General features: G+C 60.4%; 13 protein-coding genes and 4 pseudogenes. 2 read left to right on the top strand and 15 right to left on the bottom strand.

Features of this window, described 5'->3' with window-relative positions:
- Window positions 1–41 precede the first annotated feature (41 nt).
- The 3 genes from B0G77_RS22980 to B0G77_RS22990 form a co-directional block, all read right to left on the bottom strand.
- Window positions 42–1,895 carry an alpha/beta hydrolase gene (locus B0G77_RS22980; RefSeq protein ID WP_243751170.1) on the bottom strand — a complete coding sequence of 618 codons (1,854 nt, stop codon included), beginning with the start codon at window positions 1,893–1,895 and terminating at the stop codon, window positions 42–44.
- Between the two features lie 2 nt (window positions 1,896–1,897).
- Window positions 1,898–2,176, bottom strand: coding sequence for an acyl carrier protein (locus B0G77_RS22985; RefSeq protein ID WP_133664417.1), 279 nt, complete (start codon window positions 2,174–2,176; stop codon window positions 1,898–1,900).
- Between the two features lie 96 nt (window positions 2,177–2,272).
- Window positions 2,273–3,850: an amino acid adenylation domain-containing protein gene (locus B0G77_RS22990; RefSeq protein ID WP_133664418.1), complete on the bottom strand. Its 1,578-nt coding sequence runs from the start codon at window positions 3,848–3,850 to the stop codon at window positions 2,273–2,275.
- Between the two features lie 525 nt (window positions 3,851–4,375).
- Between B0G77_RS22990 and B0G77_RS22995 the strand changes: the two genes are divergently transcribed.
- The gene (locus tag B0G77_RS22995) at window positions 4,376–4,657 is read left to right on the top strand and encodes a hypothetical protein (protein ID WP_133664419.1); all 282 of its coding nucleotides are present in this window, start codon (window positions 4,376–4,378) and stop codon (window positions 4,655–4,657) included.
- Between the two features lie 502 nt (window positions 4,658–5,159).
- On the opposite strand, the gene B0G77_RS23000 is transcribed toward B0G77_RS22995, so the two are convergent.
- The 5 genes and pseudogenes from B0G77_RS23000 to B0G77_RS45590 form a co-directional block, all read right to left on the bottom strand.
- On the bottom strand, window positions 5,160–5,600 hold the full coding sequence (locus B0G77_RS23000) for a MarR family transcriptional regulator (RefSeq protein ID WP_133664420.1): 441 nt from the start codon (window positions 5,598–5,600) through the stop codon (window positions 5,160–5,162).
- A 3-nt stretch (window positions 5,601–5,603) separates the two neighbouring features.
- Complete coding sequence (locus B0G77_RS23005; RefSeq protein ID WP_133664421.1) at window positions 5,604–7,517, bottom strand: FAD-binding monooxygenase; 1,914 nt, start codon at window positions 7,515–7,517, stop codon at window positions 5,604–5,606.
- Between the two features lie 102 nt (window positions 7,518–7,619).
- Window positions 7,620–7,763 carry an SDR family oxidoreductase gene (locus tag B0G77_RS45305; RefSeq protein ID WP_279571351.1) on the bottom strand — a complete coding sequence of 48 codons (144 nt, stop codon included), beginning with the start codon at window positions 7,761–7,763 and terminating at the stop codon, window positions 7,620–7,622.
- Window positions 7,760–8,215 (bottom strand): annotated as a pseudogene (locus tag B0G77_RS23015) (transposase); the annotation flags it as partial. The gene B0G77_RS45305 and the pseudogene B0G77_RS23015, both read right to left, overlap by 4 nt.
- 444 nt (window positions 8,216–8,659) lie before the next feature.
- Window positions 8,660–9,193, bottom strand: a pseudogene (locus tag B0G77_RS45590) (transposase).
- A 25-nt stretch (window positions 9,194–9,218) separates the two neighbouring features.
- Between B0G77_RS45590 and B0G77_RS23030 the strand changes: the two are divergent.
- Complete coding sequence (locus B0G77_RS23030; protein ID WP_243751172.1) at window positions 9,219–9,857, top strand: substrate binding domain-containing protein; 639 nt, start codon at window positions 9,219–9,221, stop codon at window positions 9,855–9,857.
- 317 nt (window positions 9,858–10,174) lie between these two features.
- Here the strand turns inward: B0G77_RS23030 and B0G77_RS23035 are convergent.
- The 7 genes and pseudogenes from B0G77_RS23035 to B0G77_RS23065 all read right to left on the bottom strand — a co-directional run.
- Window positions 10,175–10,525: pseudogene (locus B0G77_RS23035) on the bottom strand (tautomerase family protein); the annotation flags it as partial.
- 253 nt (window positions 10,526–10,778) lie between these two features.
- A complete protein-coding gene (locus B0G77_RS23040) occupies window positions 10,779–11,396 on the bottom strand; it encodes an XRE family transcriptional regulator (RefSeq protein ID WP_133664424.1) in 618 nt (205 codons plus the stop codon).
- 252 nt (window positions 11,397–11,648) lie between these two features.
- Window positions 11,649–12,449, bottom strand: a complete 801-nt coding sequence (gene istB, locus B0G77_RS23045) for an IS21-like element helper ATPase IstB (RefSeq protein WP_133662450.1) — start codon at window positions 12,447–12,449, stop codon at window positions 11,649–11,651.
- A complete protein-coding gene (istA, locus tag B0G77_RS23050) occupies window positions 12,442–13,965 on the bottom strand; it encodes an IS21 family transposase (protein ID WP_133664425.1) in 1,524 nt (507 codons plus the stop codon). Before istA ends, istB begins: the two co-directional genes overlap by 8 nt.
- 114 nt (window positions 13,966–14,079) lie before the next feature.
- Window positions 14,080–14,208 (bottom strand): annotated as a pseudogene (locus tag B0G77_RS23055) (IS6 family transposase); the annotation flags it as partial.
- A 147-nt stretch (window positions 14,209–14,355) separates the two neighbouring features.
- The gene (locus B0G77_RS23060) at window positions 14,356–15,126 is read right to left on the bottom strand and encodes a tyrosine-protein phosphatase (protein WP_133664426.1); all 771 of its coding nucleotides are present in this window, start codon (window positions 15,124–15,126) and stop codon (window positions 14,356–14,358) included.
- Window positions 15,123–15,431 carry a hypothetical protein gene (locus B0G77_RS23065; protein WP_133664427.1) on the bottom strand — a complete coding sequence of 103 codons (309 nt, stop codon included), beginning with the start codon at window positions 15,429–15,431 and terminating at the stop codon, window positions 15,123–15,125. Before B0G77_RS23065 ends, B0G77_RS23060 begins: the two co-directional genes overlap by 4 nt.
- Window positions 15,432–15,527: the final 96 nt, after the last annotated feature.

Genomic DNA, 15,527 nt, shown 5'->3' on the forward strand with positions numbered 1-15,527 from the left:
GTTGCTGTGCTTCTTCGATGCCGGGGGGCGGAACTGCGCCGTCATCGGACGGCTTTGCGCGGGCCCGTTTGCATCCACATCCGTCGCAACGAATTCGTGTGTAAAACTGTAGCGTCCAGGACGTCGGCGCGCCCGGCATCGAGAGTCCTCTCGTGCACAAATTCCTCGAAGTGAGCCATCACAACATCACGCGCGGTGCGCGAGAACAACGAGTGATCCACCCTCGCGAGTATCGTTGCCGTAACGTTCGTTAGCTTTCCGAGTTCGCTACCGTTCGGGCCAAAACGGATCGCCAGTTCATCGAGCCCCGCATCGAGCGCGCCGTACACCAGCGACGTTCGCACGCCCTTGCGGTCGAGGTCCCTCAAGAGTTGACGGATAGCACCGGTCGAGGTGTGCAGACCCAACCAGCCTTCGAATGCGCTGCCGGCGAGCGAGGTCAACCGTACGTACCAGCGGCGTCCCAGCTCCACGGCGATCGCTCGCCCATTGGCCCGGCCGGTCAGCAGCCGGAGCCACTTATGGGGGTTGCGGATCGAGCGCCGGTACACTTCACTGGATTCGATATGGTGAGCGCCCGGCTTCGTTTGCGGGCCGCCCCAAAAGAAAAACGGCAAGTTGATCGACATGCAGCCCACCACGTGAGGATGCGCTAACGCCGTATGAATGCTGACGTATGCGCCCGTGCAGACGCCAAACGTGACAACCCCCCGGTATCCGGCCGCCGTCAGCCATTCCACGCCCGCCGTCGCGTCTGTGACCGAATGACGGGCGTACACGGCTTCGAGGGTCGGCGAATCTTCGTGATGCAGACTATCGCCAAGGCCGCCCAGGTCCATGCGTAACGAGGCGACGCCTTGCGCCGCCAGCCGTCGCGCCATCAGTACGGCAAGCCGTCCGTCGCCGACGCGATGAGCCCCGCCCGTATTGACGAGCAGCACAGCGGGGGCGTGCTCCTGGGCGCGGCGCGGCTGGCACAACACGCCGACGTAGCGCCCGCCTCCGAACACGACAGGCGTCTCATGACCTGCCGCAAAATCGATCCGGGCATCGGCGGCCGGTGCAAGTATCTCCACCGCCGGCATGGCCGGCGTGCCGGACTGAAAGCCGAGCCACTCGAGCACACTGTCGAAGGCCCGTCGCGGCGGCACGCTAAACCGTGGGTCGACCAGGAACTTGTCGTACTCCGGAAAAATCTGCACGTCTACGCTCGCACCGTGGCCACGATAATGCTCGGCCAGATGGCTCATGGATTCGCTGTCGCAAGTATCATGCAGCAGCACACGGGGCGCGGCGAGCCGCTCGCGCTGTACGAGATCAACGTCAGCCAGTTGCTCGAGCGTGTCGGCATACAGCTGGAATCCGAACGCGCCCACGGCTCGCCCGTCGTCAGCAGCTTGCGCTCCTTCGCGGCCATTTGGGGTCTTGAGCCAGCTCTTATGCTGCATGCCCAGTTCCCGGATATAACGCTTGCCAGTGATGACGGGCGCCATCAAAACCAGGCTATCGACGTCGCCCAGTTCTTCGGCTGCCACGACTGCCAACGTCGCCCCCAGACGCAAGCCGCACAGGATCAGGCGTGTCACACCGGTGGCACCCCGCAAATACTCCGACGCAGCCTTGATGCTGTCGATCCATGCGCGAAAGCGCTGCGGGTCTTCCTCGTTGCCGGCCGAATCGCCTGTTCCCGGATAGTCGAAGCGAAGAACGGGAATACCGCCGGCCACTGTCAATGCTTCTGCAAAGTCGCGCCAGCCGCGGTGCACGCATAGCGCGTCGTAGCCGAACGGGCTGCACAGCACCACGCCCGTCGTGGCCCCGCCGCCTGCCGGCAGGTGCAGCGACCCGTAACAGCCACCAAAGGTGACTGGCCTCATTGCAGGATTGCCTGTCATGGCTATCGCCGGGCGGCCGCACACTGCCGGCTCGCCACCGACTCCTGACGTAGGAGCGGTGCGAGCGCGCTCGCGAGCGAATCGATACATTGAAACAGGTCAAACGTAATCAATTCTCCCGGTATCTCTACGGCCAACGCGTCTTCAACGGCCAGCATCACACGGACCGTGCCGAGCGAAGACAGGCCGGCGGCGTAAAGGTTGTCGGTGTCGCTCAAGGTATCGACCGGCACGTCAAGGCATGCGGTTTCCGCAAGAATGCGGCGCAAAGCGGCTCTCATTTGCCCCCCCTCTAACGCCTGTTGTTTCAGGCATGTTATCGATGCACTCATGCGCGGCGATGGCTGGCTATCTTTACCGTGGACCTGGCACAAACCTCAGGCGGCAACCATGCCGCGTGCACACTGTCCAGCGAGAGCCATTCTGTCAATTTTGCCGTTCACGTTAAGCGGGAACGCGTCGATGGCAACGATCCGTTGCGGCACCGCATACACCGGCAAGCGCTGCCGGCACGCCCGCAGAACCAGCGCGACCTCGACCCGGGCGTTCGTCACGAAGGCGACGAGGCCGGCGGCTTGCCCGACTTCATCGAGCGGCCATGGGATCACCGCGCACAGCGCAGCATGGCTGCACGCCTGCACGACATGTTCGACCTCTTCCAGCTCGACCCGGTTGCCGCGGATCTTGACCTGCGTATCGAGACGCCCCTGAAACACGATTCCGTGTTGCGTTGTTGCGCGCGCGGCGTCGCGGGTTCGATACCAGCGTTGCGCGCGCCGGCCCGGATAAGTCTTCCCGACGAACCTGTTATTGCCGGCTTCGTCAGGCGACAGATAGCCACCGGCAAGCTGCGGGCCAGCGATCAGCAACTCGCCCGTCTGGTCCGCGGCGACCGGTTCGAGCTCGGCATCCACGATCATCAGCTCTACCTCCGGAAGTGCCCAGCCGAGTGGCATGACGGTGTGCTGCGGATCGTCGAGAAATTCGGCGCTGACCTCGAAGCACGTGCAGGCGATGGTCCCTTCGGTCGGCCCGTACATATGCAAGACCCGGCTGTTCGGCGCCGCGCGCATCCACGCCAGCGCCAGCGAGCGAGGCAACGGCTCGCCGCCGAACATCGACACTCGAAGACTCGGGAACGCACCCGGCGTCAGCTTGCGCATTTGCTGCATGAAGGTGGCCACTGAAGGCACGCTATTCCAGTGTGTAATTTCGTGAGTCTTGATAAAGCCCGCGCTATAGACTGGATCGACGGTGTGAGGCACGTACAGGCAGCCGCCGTTCGCCCAGCAGACGAACATGTCGTGCACGGACGGATCGAAGCTCAGTTCGCAAAACTGCACATAACGCGCTTCGTGCACTTTATCGGCCAGTTTCAATTGTCCCGTCACATAGGCATCGGCGTTCGCATGCGTGATTGGCACGCCCTTCGGCGCCCCGGTCGAGCCGGACGTAAAGAGTATGTAAGCGACGTCGTGCGCGGTGCCCGGGTGCTGCACATACGGCGCGGCTGGCAGCGCCGGCAGAGCGGCGGCAACGGAGGGCAGGTGCGGTTCATCCGCGTCTTCGTCGAGCAGGAAGATCTGCGGGCGTTCGTCGAGCAAGCGCAGCACTTCATCGAGCACCCCGGCGCAACGTCGATCGACCAGCATCAACGGCGCACCGGACTGCTCGATGATGGCTGCGATCCGCGTAGCCGGCATCTTCGGGCTGAGCGGCACATAGGCCATGCCGGCGTCAAGAATTCCCAGCACGCCAACATAGGCGGCGGCGCTGCGATGCCCAAGCAGCAAACATCGGCCCGCGTCGCCGGTCCGTGCAACCGCTGCCAGTCCCGCAGACACGCGACGTGCCCGGGTTTCCATTTCACCGTAGCTGTAAAGACGCTCATTGACCCATAACGCGGGGCGGTGCGCCTGGCTCGCAGCAGAATCGAAGAAGAAGGTTTGCAACATCTGAGCCCTCGATCGTTCTCGGGAAGACAGGAACCGTCGCAAGCACGGCACGAACGGTGTCTGCAGCATGCCACCCTGTCATCCGTCGACGAACCTCGCAAGGAACCTTCGCTGCCGACAGCCGGGCGGACCGATTGCTGCGATGAAGCATAGTGTGAAGTAGACGCCAGGGTCAAGACAGACTCTTGTAACGAGATGTGAATCGATTTAATACGGACTGCGAAGTGAAGCATACGAGTGTACCTACGCCGGCCGGCCTTGCGCCACGCACCTTGATCTGGCCGTCTGATTGATGGTCTTCGCGGTGCGAAGGAATTCGCCCTCCATCATCCTTCCATCGGCTAGCGCGTGGTGATTATGCATGGCTGTTCACTATGAGTTGCTGCCGCACGTTGATAAGTATGAACTTTCGCCGCCATGGAGCTGAAATCGTTTTCGGTGTAAAGGCGCCTCAAGTCAGCCTTGTGCAAGTTTAGTCCGTGTAGTTGCGCCTAAACGGACTCATCGAGATAGGAACTAAGCACGGTGGCCGATATCTTCAGAACAAACCCGGTCATGCAGGGATATGATCCTCTTATCGCGCGGTCGTTAGAAAGACGCCTGGACGCAGCCAACCCGGCGCCCGGCATTCGCGAGGTGTTGATAGGCGGCAAACCCAACGCGCAGGCAAGTGCGGGGGACTACAAAGAATCGCGAGCACCGCCCGCACAAAAATTAATTTTGTTCATTATCTTTTCCACTTTTTTCCTGCTACTTTGCCTCTACCGTGCGGGACCGTCGGCTGCAAAGTGGCCCGATACACGGTGATTGTCGTGATGTCTGCCCCACGGGGCCCGCGCGGCAATGCAGGTTTGCCGTGACACCCCGCATGCGGAAGTTTGCCTTCCGTGCGTCGGCGAGCGCTACGGTCGCCCGCAGAAGGGCAGAGCCATGACGACGTGAACATGATGTCCATTTCTCAGTCGACGTGCAGGCGGTGTCTCAATGATGAACACCCGCCCCGCCCTCAGGCCTGTCATTCCCGAAAACTCGAAGTTGGTGATTCCGTTGCTCGTTTGGGCAATCCACCTCACTCTGGCATTCTTGACCGTGTTGTCAGTCTGAAGCGACGCTTGGGGAGCGGACAGTCAGGCGCGGTGGCCGTTCTGCACGGCACCGTCGATTGCCGCCGATAACATTCGTTATCGCGGCATGACCGCTCCAAGATACAACCGCCACTTGCGTCCTTGAGTTGATCGTCGCGTAGCAAACTCTAGCCCGTCGGCTTTTGTGAACTGCCGTAAACACACCGCTGCGAGTAACGAACACACTATTCCCCCGGCGGCAACAGTGCCAAAAGGAGGCGCCGCAACTCCAAACATTCGACCGCCGTCAGCCTCGCAGTGAGAATGCGCTCGACCTCCTCAACACGTGGACGCAACGTCGCAAGTTGCTTCTTGCCGACGGGAGTCAGGAACAGCACATAGCTACGCTTGTCGCCGGGATCGTCCGAGCGCTCGATCAAACCATTGCGCACCATGCGCGCGACGAGATCGGCGATTGTCGAACGGTCCACGTCGAGTTCATCGCCAAGTTGTCGTTGATTGACGCCGGGCGTTCTCTGCAAGATTTCGAGCGCCGCGTACTGGACGCTCGTGATCTCGGCGGAGACTTCGCTGAGCCATACCGCTACGTGGCGCTGTTGGGCGCGGCGTACCAGGCTGCCCGTGAATTTGGAAGGCGCCTCGGCGTCGTTATTTTTGGTCGGCAAGTTCTAGGCTTTTGGCGAAGGTGTGTTCGTTCGGAAAATGGGCCGCAAAAACGCATTCAATTCGGCGTAGGCGTCCAACGGAAGTACATGCGCGACGTACTGGTCCGGACGGACCACGACAAGCGCGCCCCGTTCGCGGTCGATACCGCGCACATTGAAGATATCAGTTGACGCGTCGCTCGTAAATGCCTTCTCGTAGTCGATAAGGCCGTAGCGTCCCTTGCGCGGCAGCAACAACGCGTGCAGATCCTCAAGTCGCACTTCGCGATGAGGCTGCTGCAACACTGCGCGCAGATCGAAGACGCTATCCGCATCGGCGTCTTCTGGCGTGATGAGATGCAAGACAGAATCGGGCGACGTAGTGAGATGTTCGCACAGCGCATTGAGCGCGCTTCCGCTCGCGTCCGATAAAGCGTACAAGCGCCAGCGACCGTCGGCGCGTGCAGCGTGGCCGAGTTGCATCGGCTTTGCATCGGCGAGACGAATGACGGGCGAGGAATGAAAGCGCGAGCCGATGGTGAAGCCGCTCGCAAGCGATTGATACGTCGATTCGCCCGTCAACGCGCCCGGCCGATATCGCGTCGCGACGCCTGCCGTATAGCGGCCCGCGCGCACGAAGTAAGCCTGAAGCTCGGCGGGATCGACACCGCCTGCTTCGGGGCGATTGGGATCTTTCGGCGGCGCGGCCATCATCGCGGACCATTCCTTGTCGAAGTCGATCAACTCTTGCGCGATCGGCTGGCGTTCATCGGAATATGTGCGTAACAGGTCGATGTCGCCAAGTCCTTGCAGGACCGTGCCGAGCTTCCAGCCGAGATTGAAGCCGTCCTGCATCGAAACGTTCATGCCCTGACCCGCTTTCGCGCTATGCGTATGACAGGCATCGCCGGCGATGAACACGCGTGGCTCGCGAGATGTTCCGTCGGCGGCGATAGCGTCGTCGAAGCGATCGGTCAAACGCTGTCCCACTTCATAAACCGAGAACCACGCGATCTCTTTCACGTCGAGCGAATAAGGATGCAGAATCCGTTGCGCGGTCTGAATGATGCGCTCGACCGTGATCTGCTTGATGGTGTCGCGATTCTCAGGCGTGACTTCGCCAAGATCGACGTAAAAGCGCACGAGATGGCCGCCTTCGCGCGGAATGATGAGCAGATTGCCCTTGCTCGCAGACTGAATCGCAGCCTTCAGCCGAATATCCGGAAAGTCGGTGACGGCGAGCGCATCCATCACGCCCCATGCATGATTGGCCGCATCGCCGCGCAGCGTTTGACCGATGGCAGTGCGCACGCGACTGCGCGCGCCATCGCAGCCCACGACATAGCGCGCCCGCACGACAACCTTTTCATCGAGCCGCGCTGCATCCGTGCGGCGTAACGTGACGCGCACCGGATACTCGCCCGCATTATCGCGTTGCACGTCCACGACTTCGAGATCGTAGTCGGGCTCGAGCCGTTGCGCGGAACGGCGCATCACATCGAGCAGATAGTCCTGCACGCGCGCCTGATTGACGATGACGTGCGGAAACTCGGACATGCCTGTTTCGGTATCCTGAACACGCCCGGTACGCTTGATCGCGCCGCGATCGTTTGCATCGGGTCGCCAGAAGACTGTCTCGTTGACCCAATAGGCTTCGCGCAACAAGCGATCGCTGAGGCCGAATGCATTGAACATCTCGACGGTCCGGCACGCGACGCCATCCGCCTGCCCCATCAGCAACGGGCCCGAGCGACGCTCGACGATACGCGTCGTGATCGACGGAAACTGCGACAGCTGAGCCGCAAGCACGAGCCCGGCCGGACCGCTTCCGACGATGAGCGCATCGACCGTATCGGGCATTTCGATGCGAGGCGCGCCATCGGCAGCTGGCTCGATCATCGGGTCCCCGACGCGGAAACCGTTGAGATGAAATTGCATGATGTCTTCCTCCAATCAGTATCGAACACCTTGGTGATGAATATACTCCGTATACCAACTATTTAAAAGCACTTCATGTCGTCATGGATGTTTACCCTGATCTCAGGATGCGCTTTGCGAATCTCCGTCGATCGGGATCATTTGCCCGGAAATGGAACGCCCGGCGTCGGACGCCAGAAAGACAGCGAGCGCCGCAATGTCCGCCGGATCGACGAAATGCTTGATAGCAACTGTCTTGAAGATCAAGCGTTTTTTAGGTCTGGCTCATGAAGCGCCGCATTCCATGGCTTACCGCCCTTGACCATTGCATTGAGGATGGTCAGCAGCTTGCGCATGCGGGCGACCAGCGCAACTTTCTTGGGCTTTCCAGCGGCGACGAGGCGATCGTAAAAGCTCTTGATGACCGGGTTGAATCGAGCCGCAACCAATGCCGCCATGCATAGAACGCGCCGTACACTGCCGCGGCCACCGAAGATCGTGCGTTTGCCCCGCATCGTGCCAGAATCACGATTGACTGGCGCGACACCGACCAGTGCGCTTATCTCTCGACGCGATAACCGTCCCAGTTCCGGCACTTCGGCTATCAAAGTAGCGACCGTCGCATTACCCACCCCCTTGGCGCTGCGCAGCAGCGCAGACAGATCAGAGAAGTGCGTCCGGACGCTTGCGGACATCTCACTATCGACACGCCCAAGTTCGTCCATCAATGCTTCGATGGCAAATTGCGCACCAGCACGAGGATCGTTCCGGAAAACACGTTGCCTTTCCAGAACTTGAACAATCGCGATGACGGCAATCCTGTTCCTTGGCGGTTGTCTGCTCGTGTTTGTCAACCGCAATAACGTGTCGGCAATCACAGCGCTGTTTGCCGCGACGGGCGTGTCCCTGACCGCGCTCGCCTCGCTAATGCACAGCTGGAAGTACTTGTCGCTGTGAGACTGGACCAGTGCAAGGTCTGCGACGAGCAGTTCCTGAGCGGCATGGCGCTCCCGCTTCTTCTTCTCCTCCTCCGCGGCGCGATTGGCGGGAAGGCCCGCAATCGACGCCGGATCCTCACCGAAATGAGCGCTGCCCAGAAAGCGGTCCAGCACTTTTCTTATTTCGGGTCTTCGCGGAAAAGTGTGATGAGAAATCGCCATTTTTCAGATTCGAGGCAGCATGCAAGTGAGGATCTTCAGGCGCAGATACTCCTCATCTCGCAATCCGTACGCGCGTCGCTGGATGACCCGAACCTTGTTGTTGAGTCCCTCAACGAATCCGAGCGGCACCTTGTTTTCTGGCTTGCAATAGGAAGCAATCCCGTCCCAATGACGCTCGACCATCGCGGCAAACTTCTCGTAGGGCTTCAAACGCTGCCACTTCAGGCTGGATTTCCAGTTCTCGAAGAAGCGACGTGCCCAGCCTTCGCGCTCGTAGTCCCACAACCGCCCGAACGACTCCTTGAGCAGGTACGCGGTATTCAGACGTCGGTTCGCTGCGAGAAGCGTCGTCTACGAGTTCCTGCCTTCCATCGACAGGTTCTCGCGATGACTGAGCAGAACGTACTTCTGGCCTTTGATGTAGCGCCGCTGCTCGCCTTGCAGGCGAGCGTATTCGCTCTTGCGTACTTCATCCAGGGCTTCGTTGAGCTGCTTTATGACGTGGAATTTGTCGTACAGGATGCGCGTACATGCCACCGCCAGTTTCGGTCAGCACTATGTGATGCCCGCAGTCCTGCGCTACCAGGAGCTGTTTCCGCACGTCTCCGTCGAATTGACGCTTTCACAGCACGTTCCCGACCTGATCGAAGAAGGCTACGACGTGTCGATTCAACTGGGCGCGACTGAATTGCCGGACTCCGGACTCGTGTCTGTCCCGGTCGCGAAGACCTGTAACATTTTGTGCGCGTCGCCTTCGTATCTCACCCGGCATGGCATCCCTTCCACGGTGGCCGACCTCGCCGCTCACACCTGCATGCGCACCAGTAGTCCGGTATTCCCGCAAAGTCGATGGAATCTGGATGGTCCTCATGGCACGGAAACCTTTGAGCTTCCTCCGTCGCCCTTTCAGGTCAACGTAGCGGAAGCCATGGCGCTTGCATTGCGCGACGGCCGAGGCATTGGCGCGCTGCCGCTATGGACTGCGATGCCGTGGCTGCGCAACGGCACTCTGCTACGCGTACTGCCGACACATCGCATGAATGAGACTCACATTCGCGTTCTTTACGTATCTCGCGAGTATCTAGATGCGAAGATCAGAAGCTGGGTAGATTTTCTGCGAGACTTCATTCCACAAACGCTCGATGACAGCGATATGGCGCCAACCGCGTCCGTGCTTGCTGACGCAGATCTGACGATGTGACGCAGACTACCCCGTCTGTGATGCATACGACGCCGCGAGCGGACCGTTAACGGGCTGTCTCGAATCACAAAATAAATGTTATGCATAAGTGTGTGCCCCGTCGTCGGCACGATCGTTGGCCAATGACCGTTGTATGACCGAAAGCAGCCCGTTATCCGGACCAGCTACCGAGAGACCGCTATATTGGGTCGTCTGGCGACGTTCGTCCGTCGCTAACGTGCTTTATTTTCCGTTTTCTGAAGCGCCCCCATCAAGAAGGGATCATCGGGCTTTACGCGTCGAAAGCGGCCGCCGCGCGGCATCTAAGCTGGCCGGGATCACGTCAGTTCCTTGGTAATGAACTGCGCGCGCCCCCTGCCGAAAGACCAGTCAGCGTCGTCGTTCTCGACAATCGAAACGATCACGTCGTCCGGCGAGATGCCACACTGCGTTTGCAGGTTCTCGACGAGCAACCGGTAGAACTCAATTTTCTGCGCTTCGGGGCGCTTCCGGCTCACCGCCGTCAGCAATACGACGTGTTTTGAACGCCTGTAGCCGAGCCCCGTATCCTCTAAGACCAATTCGCTAGGGCGATGCTGCGTGACGCATTGGTATCGGTCGGAAACCGGTACATTGAAGGCCTGCACCATCGCCTCGTGCGTTGCGTCGGGAAGGTTGCGCACCTGTTCGTCGGTGCGGCCCTAGATGAGGTCGAATTTCAGCATCGGCATGGGAATTTCTCCTTGGAAAAGACAGCTTCACGGCGGCACCCCGGCATCGGGACACGCCCGGTGTGCCGTGTTTCGGGAACAATGCCTACGAGAAGGTCGACTGATCTGTCAATACCGCATCACGAGCGGCTGACCGCATCGCTTGTCGTCGGCTCCCGTTGCGTCGCGCGTACGATCGAAGCAAATTTGCACGCAGGGTTATCACGCTCAATCAAAGCAACGTCGCCAGTTGATGAAGCTCGGCAACCACCATCGTGAATATCAGCTTTGCCGCGTCATTATTCGCGTAGCAATGGGGTGCATCTGTCTTCGCCGCTGCCGACGAACCGGCAGAGACGGCGAGCTCCGCATCCCCTACCGTCATCGTGAGTCGCCCATGCTCCACATGAAATAGCTCGAACGTTCCCTGCGGATGTCCGGGCGACTCAAACCGCTCTCCAGGCTGCATTTCCCAGCGCCACAATTCAATCATGTTCGGCCCGCTCGTGCCTGCAAGCAGACGCGCCGACCCGCCCTTGGGGCCGGTCCACAAAGTCGGGATGTCCGTGTCCGCAATCAGACGCATCGACGGCGCACTAGCTACGTCGACGATGTCCGCCACCGACACACCCAACGCCGCCGAAATCCTGCACAGGATCGCAATGCTTGGATTGGCAGCGCATTTCTCAATCTCGACCAGCATGCCTTTGCTAACGCCAGCGCGCCGCGAAAGCTCATCGAGCGAGAGCTTGCGCTCCTTTCGGTACCCTTTGATCCGGGCGGCAACCGCCGCACTGACGGCCTCGACGTTTGCTCCCGAGGCGGTCGATATATTGACTTTTTTGGTCATTGGTCGGCATTATAGGACGAGATAGTCACTGGTGCAGTTTCCAATGTTCAGAGTGTCCGCGCCGAATGAATTTTGAGCCACCGCGCCGACCGAGCTTTGAGCCGGGGTGGAGACCGGTCCGAAGCAGGACCGGTTGTGGATAAGTGTATGGGTTTGCGGAGTGCTTGTCCTCCTTCGTGTGAGGATGTATTGCGCAGTGGAAGCTGCGAAGGGCGTAGCCCGTAGCGGCTTCCACTGCGCGGCAAGCGACGATCAGGCTGATTCGTTCGCGCTCGCACCGTCGGCTCTGCGCACCGCTTCACGCGAGCGGATACGCTTCTTTGCACTGGCGCTGCTATGGCGGAAACGGTAGCTTTCGTTGCCGGTTTCCACGATGTGGCAGTGATGCGTCAGCCGGTCCAGCAATGCCGTGGTCATCTTCGCGTCGCCGAACACACTGGACCATTCGGCGAAGTCCAGATTCGTTGTGACCGCAACGCTTGTATGCTCGTACAGGCGACTCAGCAGGTGGAATAGCAACGCCCCGCCGGCCTGGCTGAAGGGCAGATATCCGAGTTCGTCCAGAATGACCAGGTCGAGGCGCAGCAGGCTCGCCGCGATCCTCCCGGCGCGTCCCTGCGCCTTCTCCTGCTCCAGTGCGTTGGCCAGATCCACGGTCGAGTAGAAGCGCACCCGCTTGCCGTGGTGCATGATGCCGGACACGCCGATGGCGGTCGCCAGATGCGTTTTGCCCGAGCCCGGTCCCCCGACCAGAACCAGGTTGTGCGCGCCCTCGGTGAACGTCATGCTGGCCAGTTGCGTGACGAGCTGCCGATCGACCGGCGAGCCATCGAAGTCAAAGCCGGCGATGTCGCGATGCACCGGGAACTTCGCCGCGTTCATCTGGTGGCTGACCGAACGCACGGCCCGATCCGCGACCTCGGCCTGCAACAGCCGTTCGAGCAGCCATTGCGAAGACGCCGCGTCGACATTCACCTGCTCGAGCAGTTCGGCCCAGCCGGCAGCCATGCCGTGCAGCCGCAAGTGTTTGAGTTCGACGATCAGATCACGCATGACCGGCCTCCGGCTGTTGCAGCGCCGGGCGCAGCCCGTCGTAGCGCGATGTGTCAGCCAGCGGCGGTGTCGTCAGTTGTAGCGCAGTTTCGATCTTCGGCGGCATCTGCACGCTGCGCATGCGCGACAGCACGTTCACCACATGCTCGACGCTCACGCGCCCGGAGGGCGGCGCCTGCTCCAATGCAAGCTCGACTGCAACCACTATGGCATCCAGACCGCGTTCCGGGACCAGCGCCAGAACCTTCGCCATTACCCGGTCACCACCTGGCTCGCGTAGTAACGCCCGACGCAGGCGTTGCAGCGGCTCGGGCATGTCCTGGAACGGCGCACCGTTACGCAGCGCCCCGGGCTTGCGCTGGATTAGCGGGATATAGTGCTGCCAGTCGTATCGCACCAATCCTTCGTCGGCCAGTCGCTCATGGGCGGCCACCACGGCATCATCGCCCACCACCACAACACGGCCCGGATAGAGCCGCGTGCTGAGCATCTGGCCTGCAAATTCGCATGGCACCGAGTAGCGATTGCGGCCAATCACCACCAGGCAGGTCGACGACACCCGTGCTGCGCGCTCAACATAACCGTCAAACGGTGTCGGCATCGGCATCAGATGGGCGCGCTCCTGCTCGAACACGTCGGCGACGCTCAGGTCACGATAGTCCGGGTGCTTCACCTGATCCCACAACGACCGGCACCGGGTCGCCAGCCATGCATTCAGTTCGGCGAAACTGCCGAAGCGTTGCGCACGCGCCTCAATCCAGATGCGCAGACGGCTGTCCTGCACGTTCTTCTCGACGACGCCTTTCTCCCAGCCACTGGCGACGTTGCAGAAGTCCGGATCGAACAGGTAGTGCGAGCACATCACTGCGAAACGCGGATTGACCGTGCGGCCCTTGCCTTTGTGAACCTTGTCTACGGCTGTTTTCATATTGTCGTAGATGCCCCGGCGGGCCACCCCGCCGAAGGCCGCGAACGAGCGCGTATGGGCATCGAACAGCATCTCGTGCCCCTGGCTCGGATAGGCAACCAGCCAGAACGCCCGCGACGCACATAGCTTCATGTGCGACACCTGCAGCTTGCGGTAAATGCCGCCGACAACCAGTCCTTCCTCGGACCAGTCAAACTGGAATGCCTCGCCCAGCTCGAATCGCAACGGCACAAACGCCGACTTCGAAACCGCCTTGCCTTCGCCTTGCCGCCAGGCCCGGATGAAATCGGTCACCCGCGAGTAACAGCCGTCGTAGCCGCCGACCTTGATCTCCTGGAACAGCATCCAGGCGGTGCGCCGCTCCTTCTTCGGTCGCCGCGCGTCGACATTGAGCGCCTGCACCAGCACCTCATGAAACGGCGTCAACCGGGTCGGCTGGGCGCGCCGCTGATACTTCGGCTCCTCCTGAACATCCATGTTCAGATATTTACTAATCGTGTTGCGCGACAGGCTTGTGAGACGCGCTATCTCGCGTACCGACTTGTTCTGGCGGTGGAACATCCGCCGCACCTTGCCAATCATCGTCATCGGGATCATCCCCAAACACCCTGCCAGAAAAACTAGCAGGATAGGTTGATTGCCCGGCTCAATTTTCAGTCGGCGCGATCCCTACATGTGGCTGAATTTTCGGTCGGCGTAAACAATCATTTCTTCGAGATGCCGCAGACTCAACGGATACGCCACGTACCAGCGCACGCACGTCAGGTTCACATCGAGCGGATAATGCAGGCGTTTGAGCACTCGGGCCACCGCTGGATTTACGGTCGTCATCAGCTATCGGTCGTTCAGGTTGTTCCGCCATCATAGCCGAACGCGTTGGTGCGACAGAACCAACTTTTTACACCCTCGCATGCCGTTCAATACCTCCTCCCGATACGGCGCCTGCTCTTCGCATCGTTTCAAGATCGGACGTTCCGTTCATTCCAGCAAGGTATCCCGTAACCGGCATAGTTGCGACCGATCAAGCCCGGCTGTTTCTTTGAGATAACGATCGACCGAGCCGTGGCTTTCTGCCATCGCAGAGAACGCCTCATCCAGGTAGCGCTCCTCGACACCGGCGACCACATCGATGATCGACGCATCGACCATGCCGCCGAAGTGGATCGTCATCGCCCGCACAGCGGATTCACGCAACTGTTCCCTACAAGCCCCTCCCAGGTACTCGCGATAGATCGTCTCGCGCGAGACTCCCAGCGCATGGAGGATGATCGCCGCCAGAAAACCGGTCCGGTCCTTGCCTGCCGTGCAATGAAAAATCACCGGCAAACAGTCGCCATCGGCAAGCCGTGTAAACAGTCCCCGCAGTGGCCGGGCAAACGCCGCGGGCAAATTCCGGTAAGTCTGCAGCATCATGCGACGCGCGCCCTCCGGGTTCGGTTCGCGCTTCAGGATTTCGAGTAGTGTCGTGTCCCCCGCACGCAAATCGGCACTGATGTCGATGTGCATCTCCTCCACGCCTTGGTCGTGGAGCCACCGGTTCGGCGCCGCTTTGCGCTCCCCATCGCTGCGCAGATCGCAAATCAGGCGAATCCCCAGTTTCGCGACGATGTCGAGGTCGCGCACGGTCAGCGCTGAAAGGCTGCCAGAACGGAAGATGCGGCCGCTGCGGATGCGACGACCGTCCCGCGTGGGCATTCCGCCCAAATGACGGAAGTTCGGCGCTCCGTCGAGCACAAGATTGGTACTCATATTTTCCGATCATCCCGACCAATACCAGCGTGCCATTCAAATGCAAGTTTCGACGTCTTGCGCGACGCGAGCGACTCCATACGAAATGGAAAGTCTTCCAGGCTCTTGCCGTTGTATCGAGCAACGGGATCGTCTGGGGCAATCACGCCAAGTTGCGAAAGCTCATCGAGAAACACTCCGCGCAACCGGCCAACCGCTTTGGTGTCGAGCACGTCCCGGAAGAACCAGTACCCATCGCGGTCCCACGCCGCCTGGAGGGCCGTGCGATCGTCAAGAATCTCGTTCGATACGTGGAGTTCCTGCATTGCCGGCAGTACGCCAGTTCCAACGTCGCGTTCATCTCGTCTCCTTACTGTTCGCCGCAGTTCGTTCGCGCGGTCGACCTTTCCACCTGTGGATTG

Origin of the sequence: Paraburkholderia sp. BL10I2N1 (assembly GCF_004361815.1) — a bacterium.
GTDB lineage: Bacteria > Pseudomonadota > Gammaproteobacteria > Burkholderiales > Burkholderiaceae > Paraburkholderia.

Bases quoted from the DNA above. Each gene is read 5' to 3' on its own strand.
- B0G77_RS22980 (WP_243751170.1), bottom strand. From the start codon at position 1,895: ATGACAGGCAATCCTGCAATGAGGCCAGTCACCTTTGGTGGCTGTTAC.
- B0G77_RS22985 (WP_133664417.1), bottom strand. From the start codon at position 2,176: ATGAGAGCCGCTTTGCGCCGCATTCTTGCGGAAACCGCATGCCTTGAC.
- B0G77_RS22990 (WP_133664418.1), bottom strand. From the start codon at position 3,850: ATGTTGCAAACCTTCTTCTTCGATTCTGCTGCGAGCCAGGCGCACCGC.
- B0G77_RS23005 (WP_133664421.1), bottom strand. From the start codon at position 7,517: ATGCAATTTCATCTCAACGGTTTCCGCGTCGGGGACCCGATGATCGAG.
- B0G77_RS23030 (WP_243751172.1), top strand. From the start codon at position 9,219: ATGCCCGCAGTCCTGCGCTACCAGGAGCTGTTTCCGCACGTCTCCGTC.
- B0G77_RS23040 (WP_133664424.1), bottom strand. From the start codon at position 11,396: ATGACCAAAAAAGTCAATATATCGACCGCCTCGGGAGCAAACGTCGAG.
- istB (WP_133662450.1), bottom strand. From the start codon at position 12,449: ATGCGTGATCTGATCGTCGAACTCAAACACTTGCGGCTGCACGGCATG.
- istA (WP_133664425.1), bottom strand. From the start codon at position 13,965: ATGACGATGATTGGCAAGGTGCGGCGGATGTTCCACCGCCAGAACAAG.
- B0G77_RS23060 (WP_133664426.1), bottom strand. From the start codon at position 15,126: ATGAGTACCAATCTTGTGCTCGACGGAGCGCCGAACTTCCGTCATTTG.
- B0G77_RS23065 (WP_133664427.1), bottom strand. From the start codon at position 15,431: ATGCAGGAACTCCACGTATCGAACGAGATTCTTGACGATCGCACGGCC.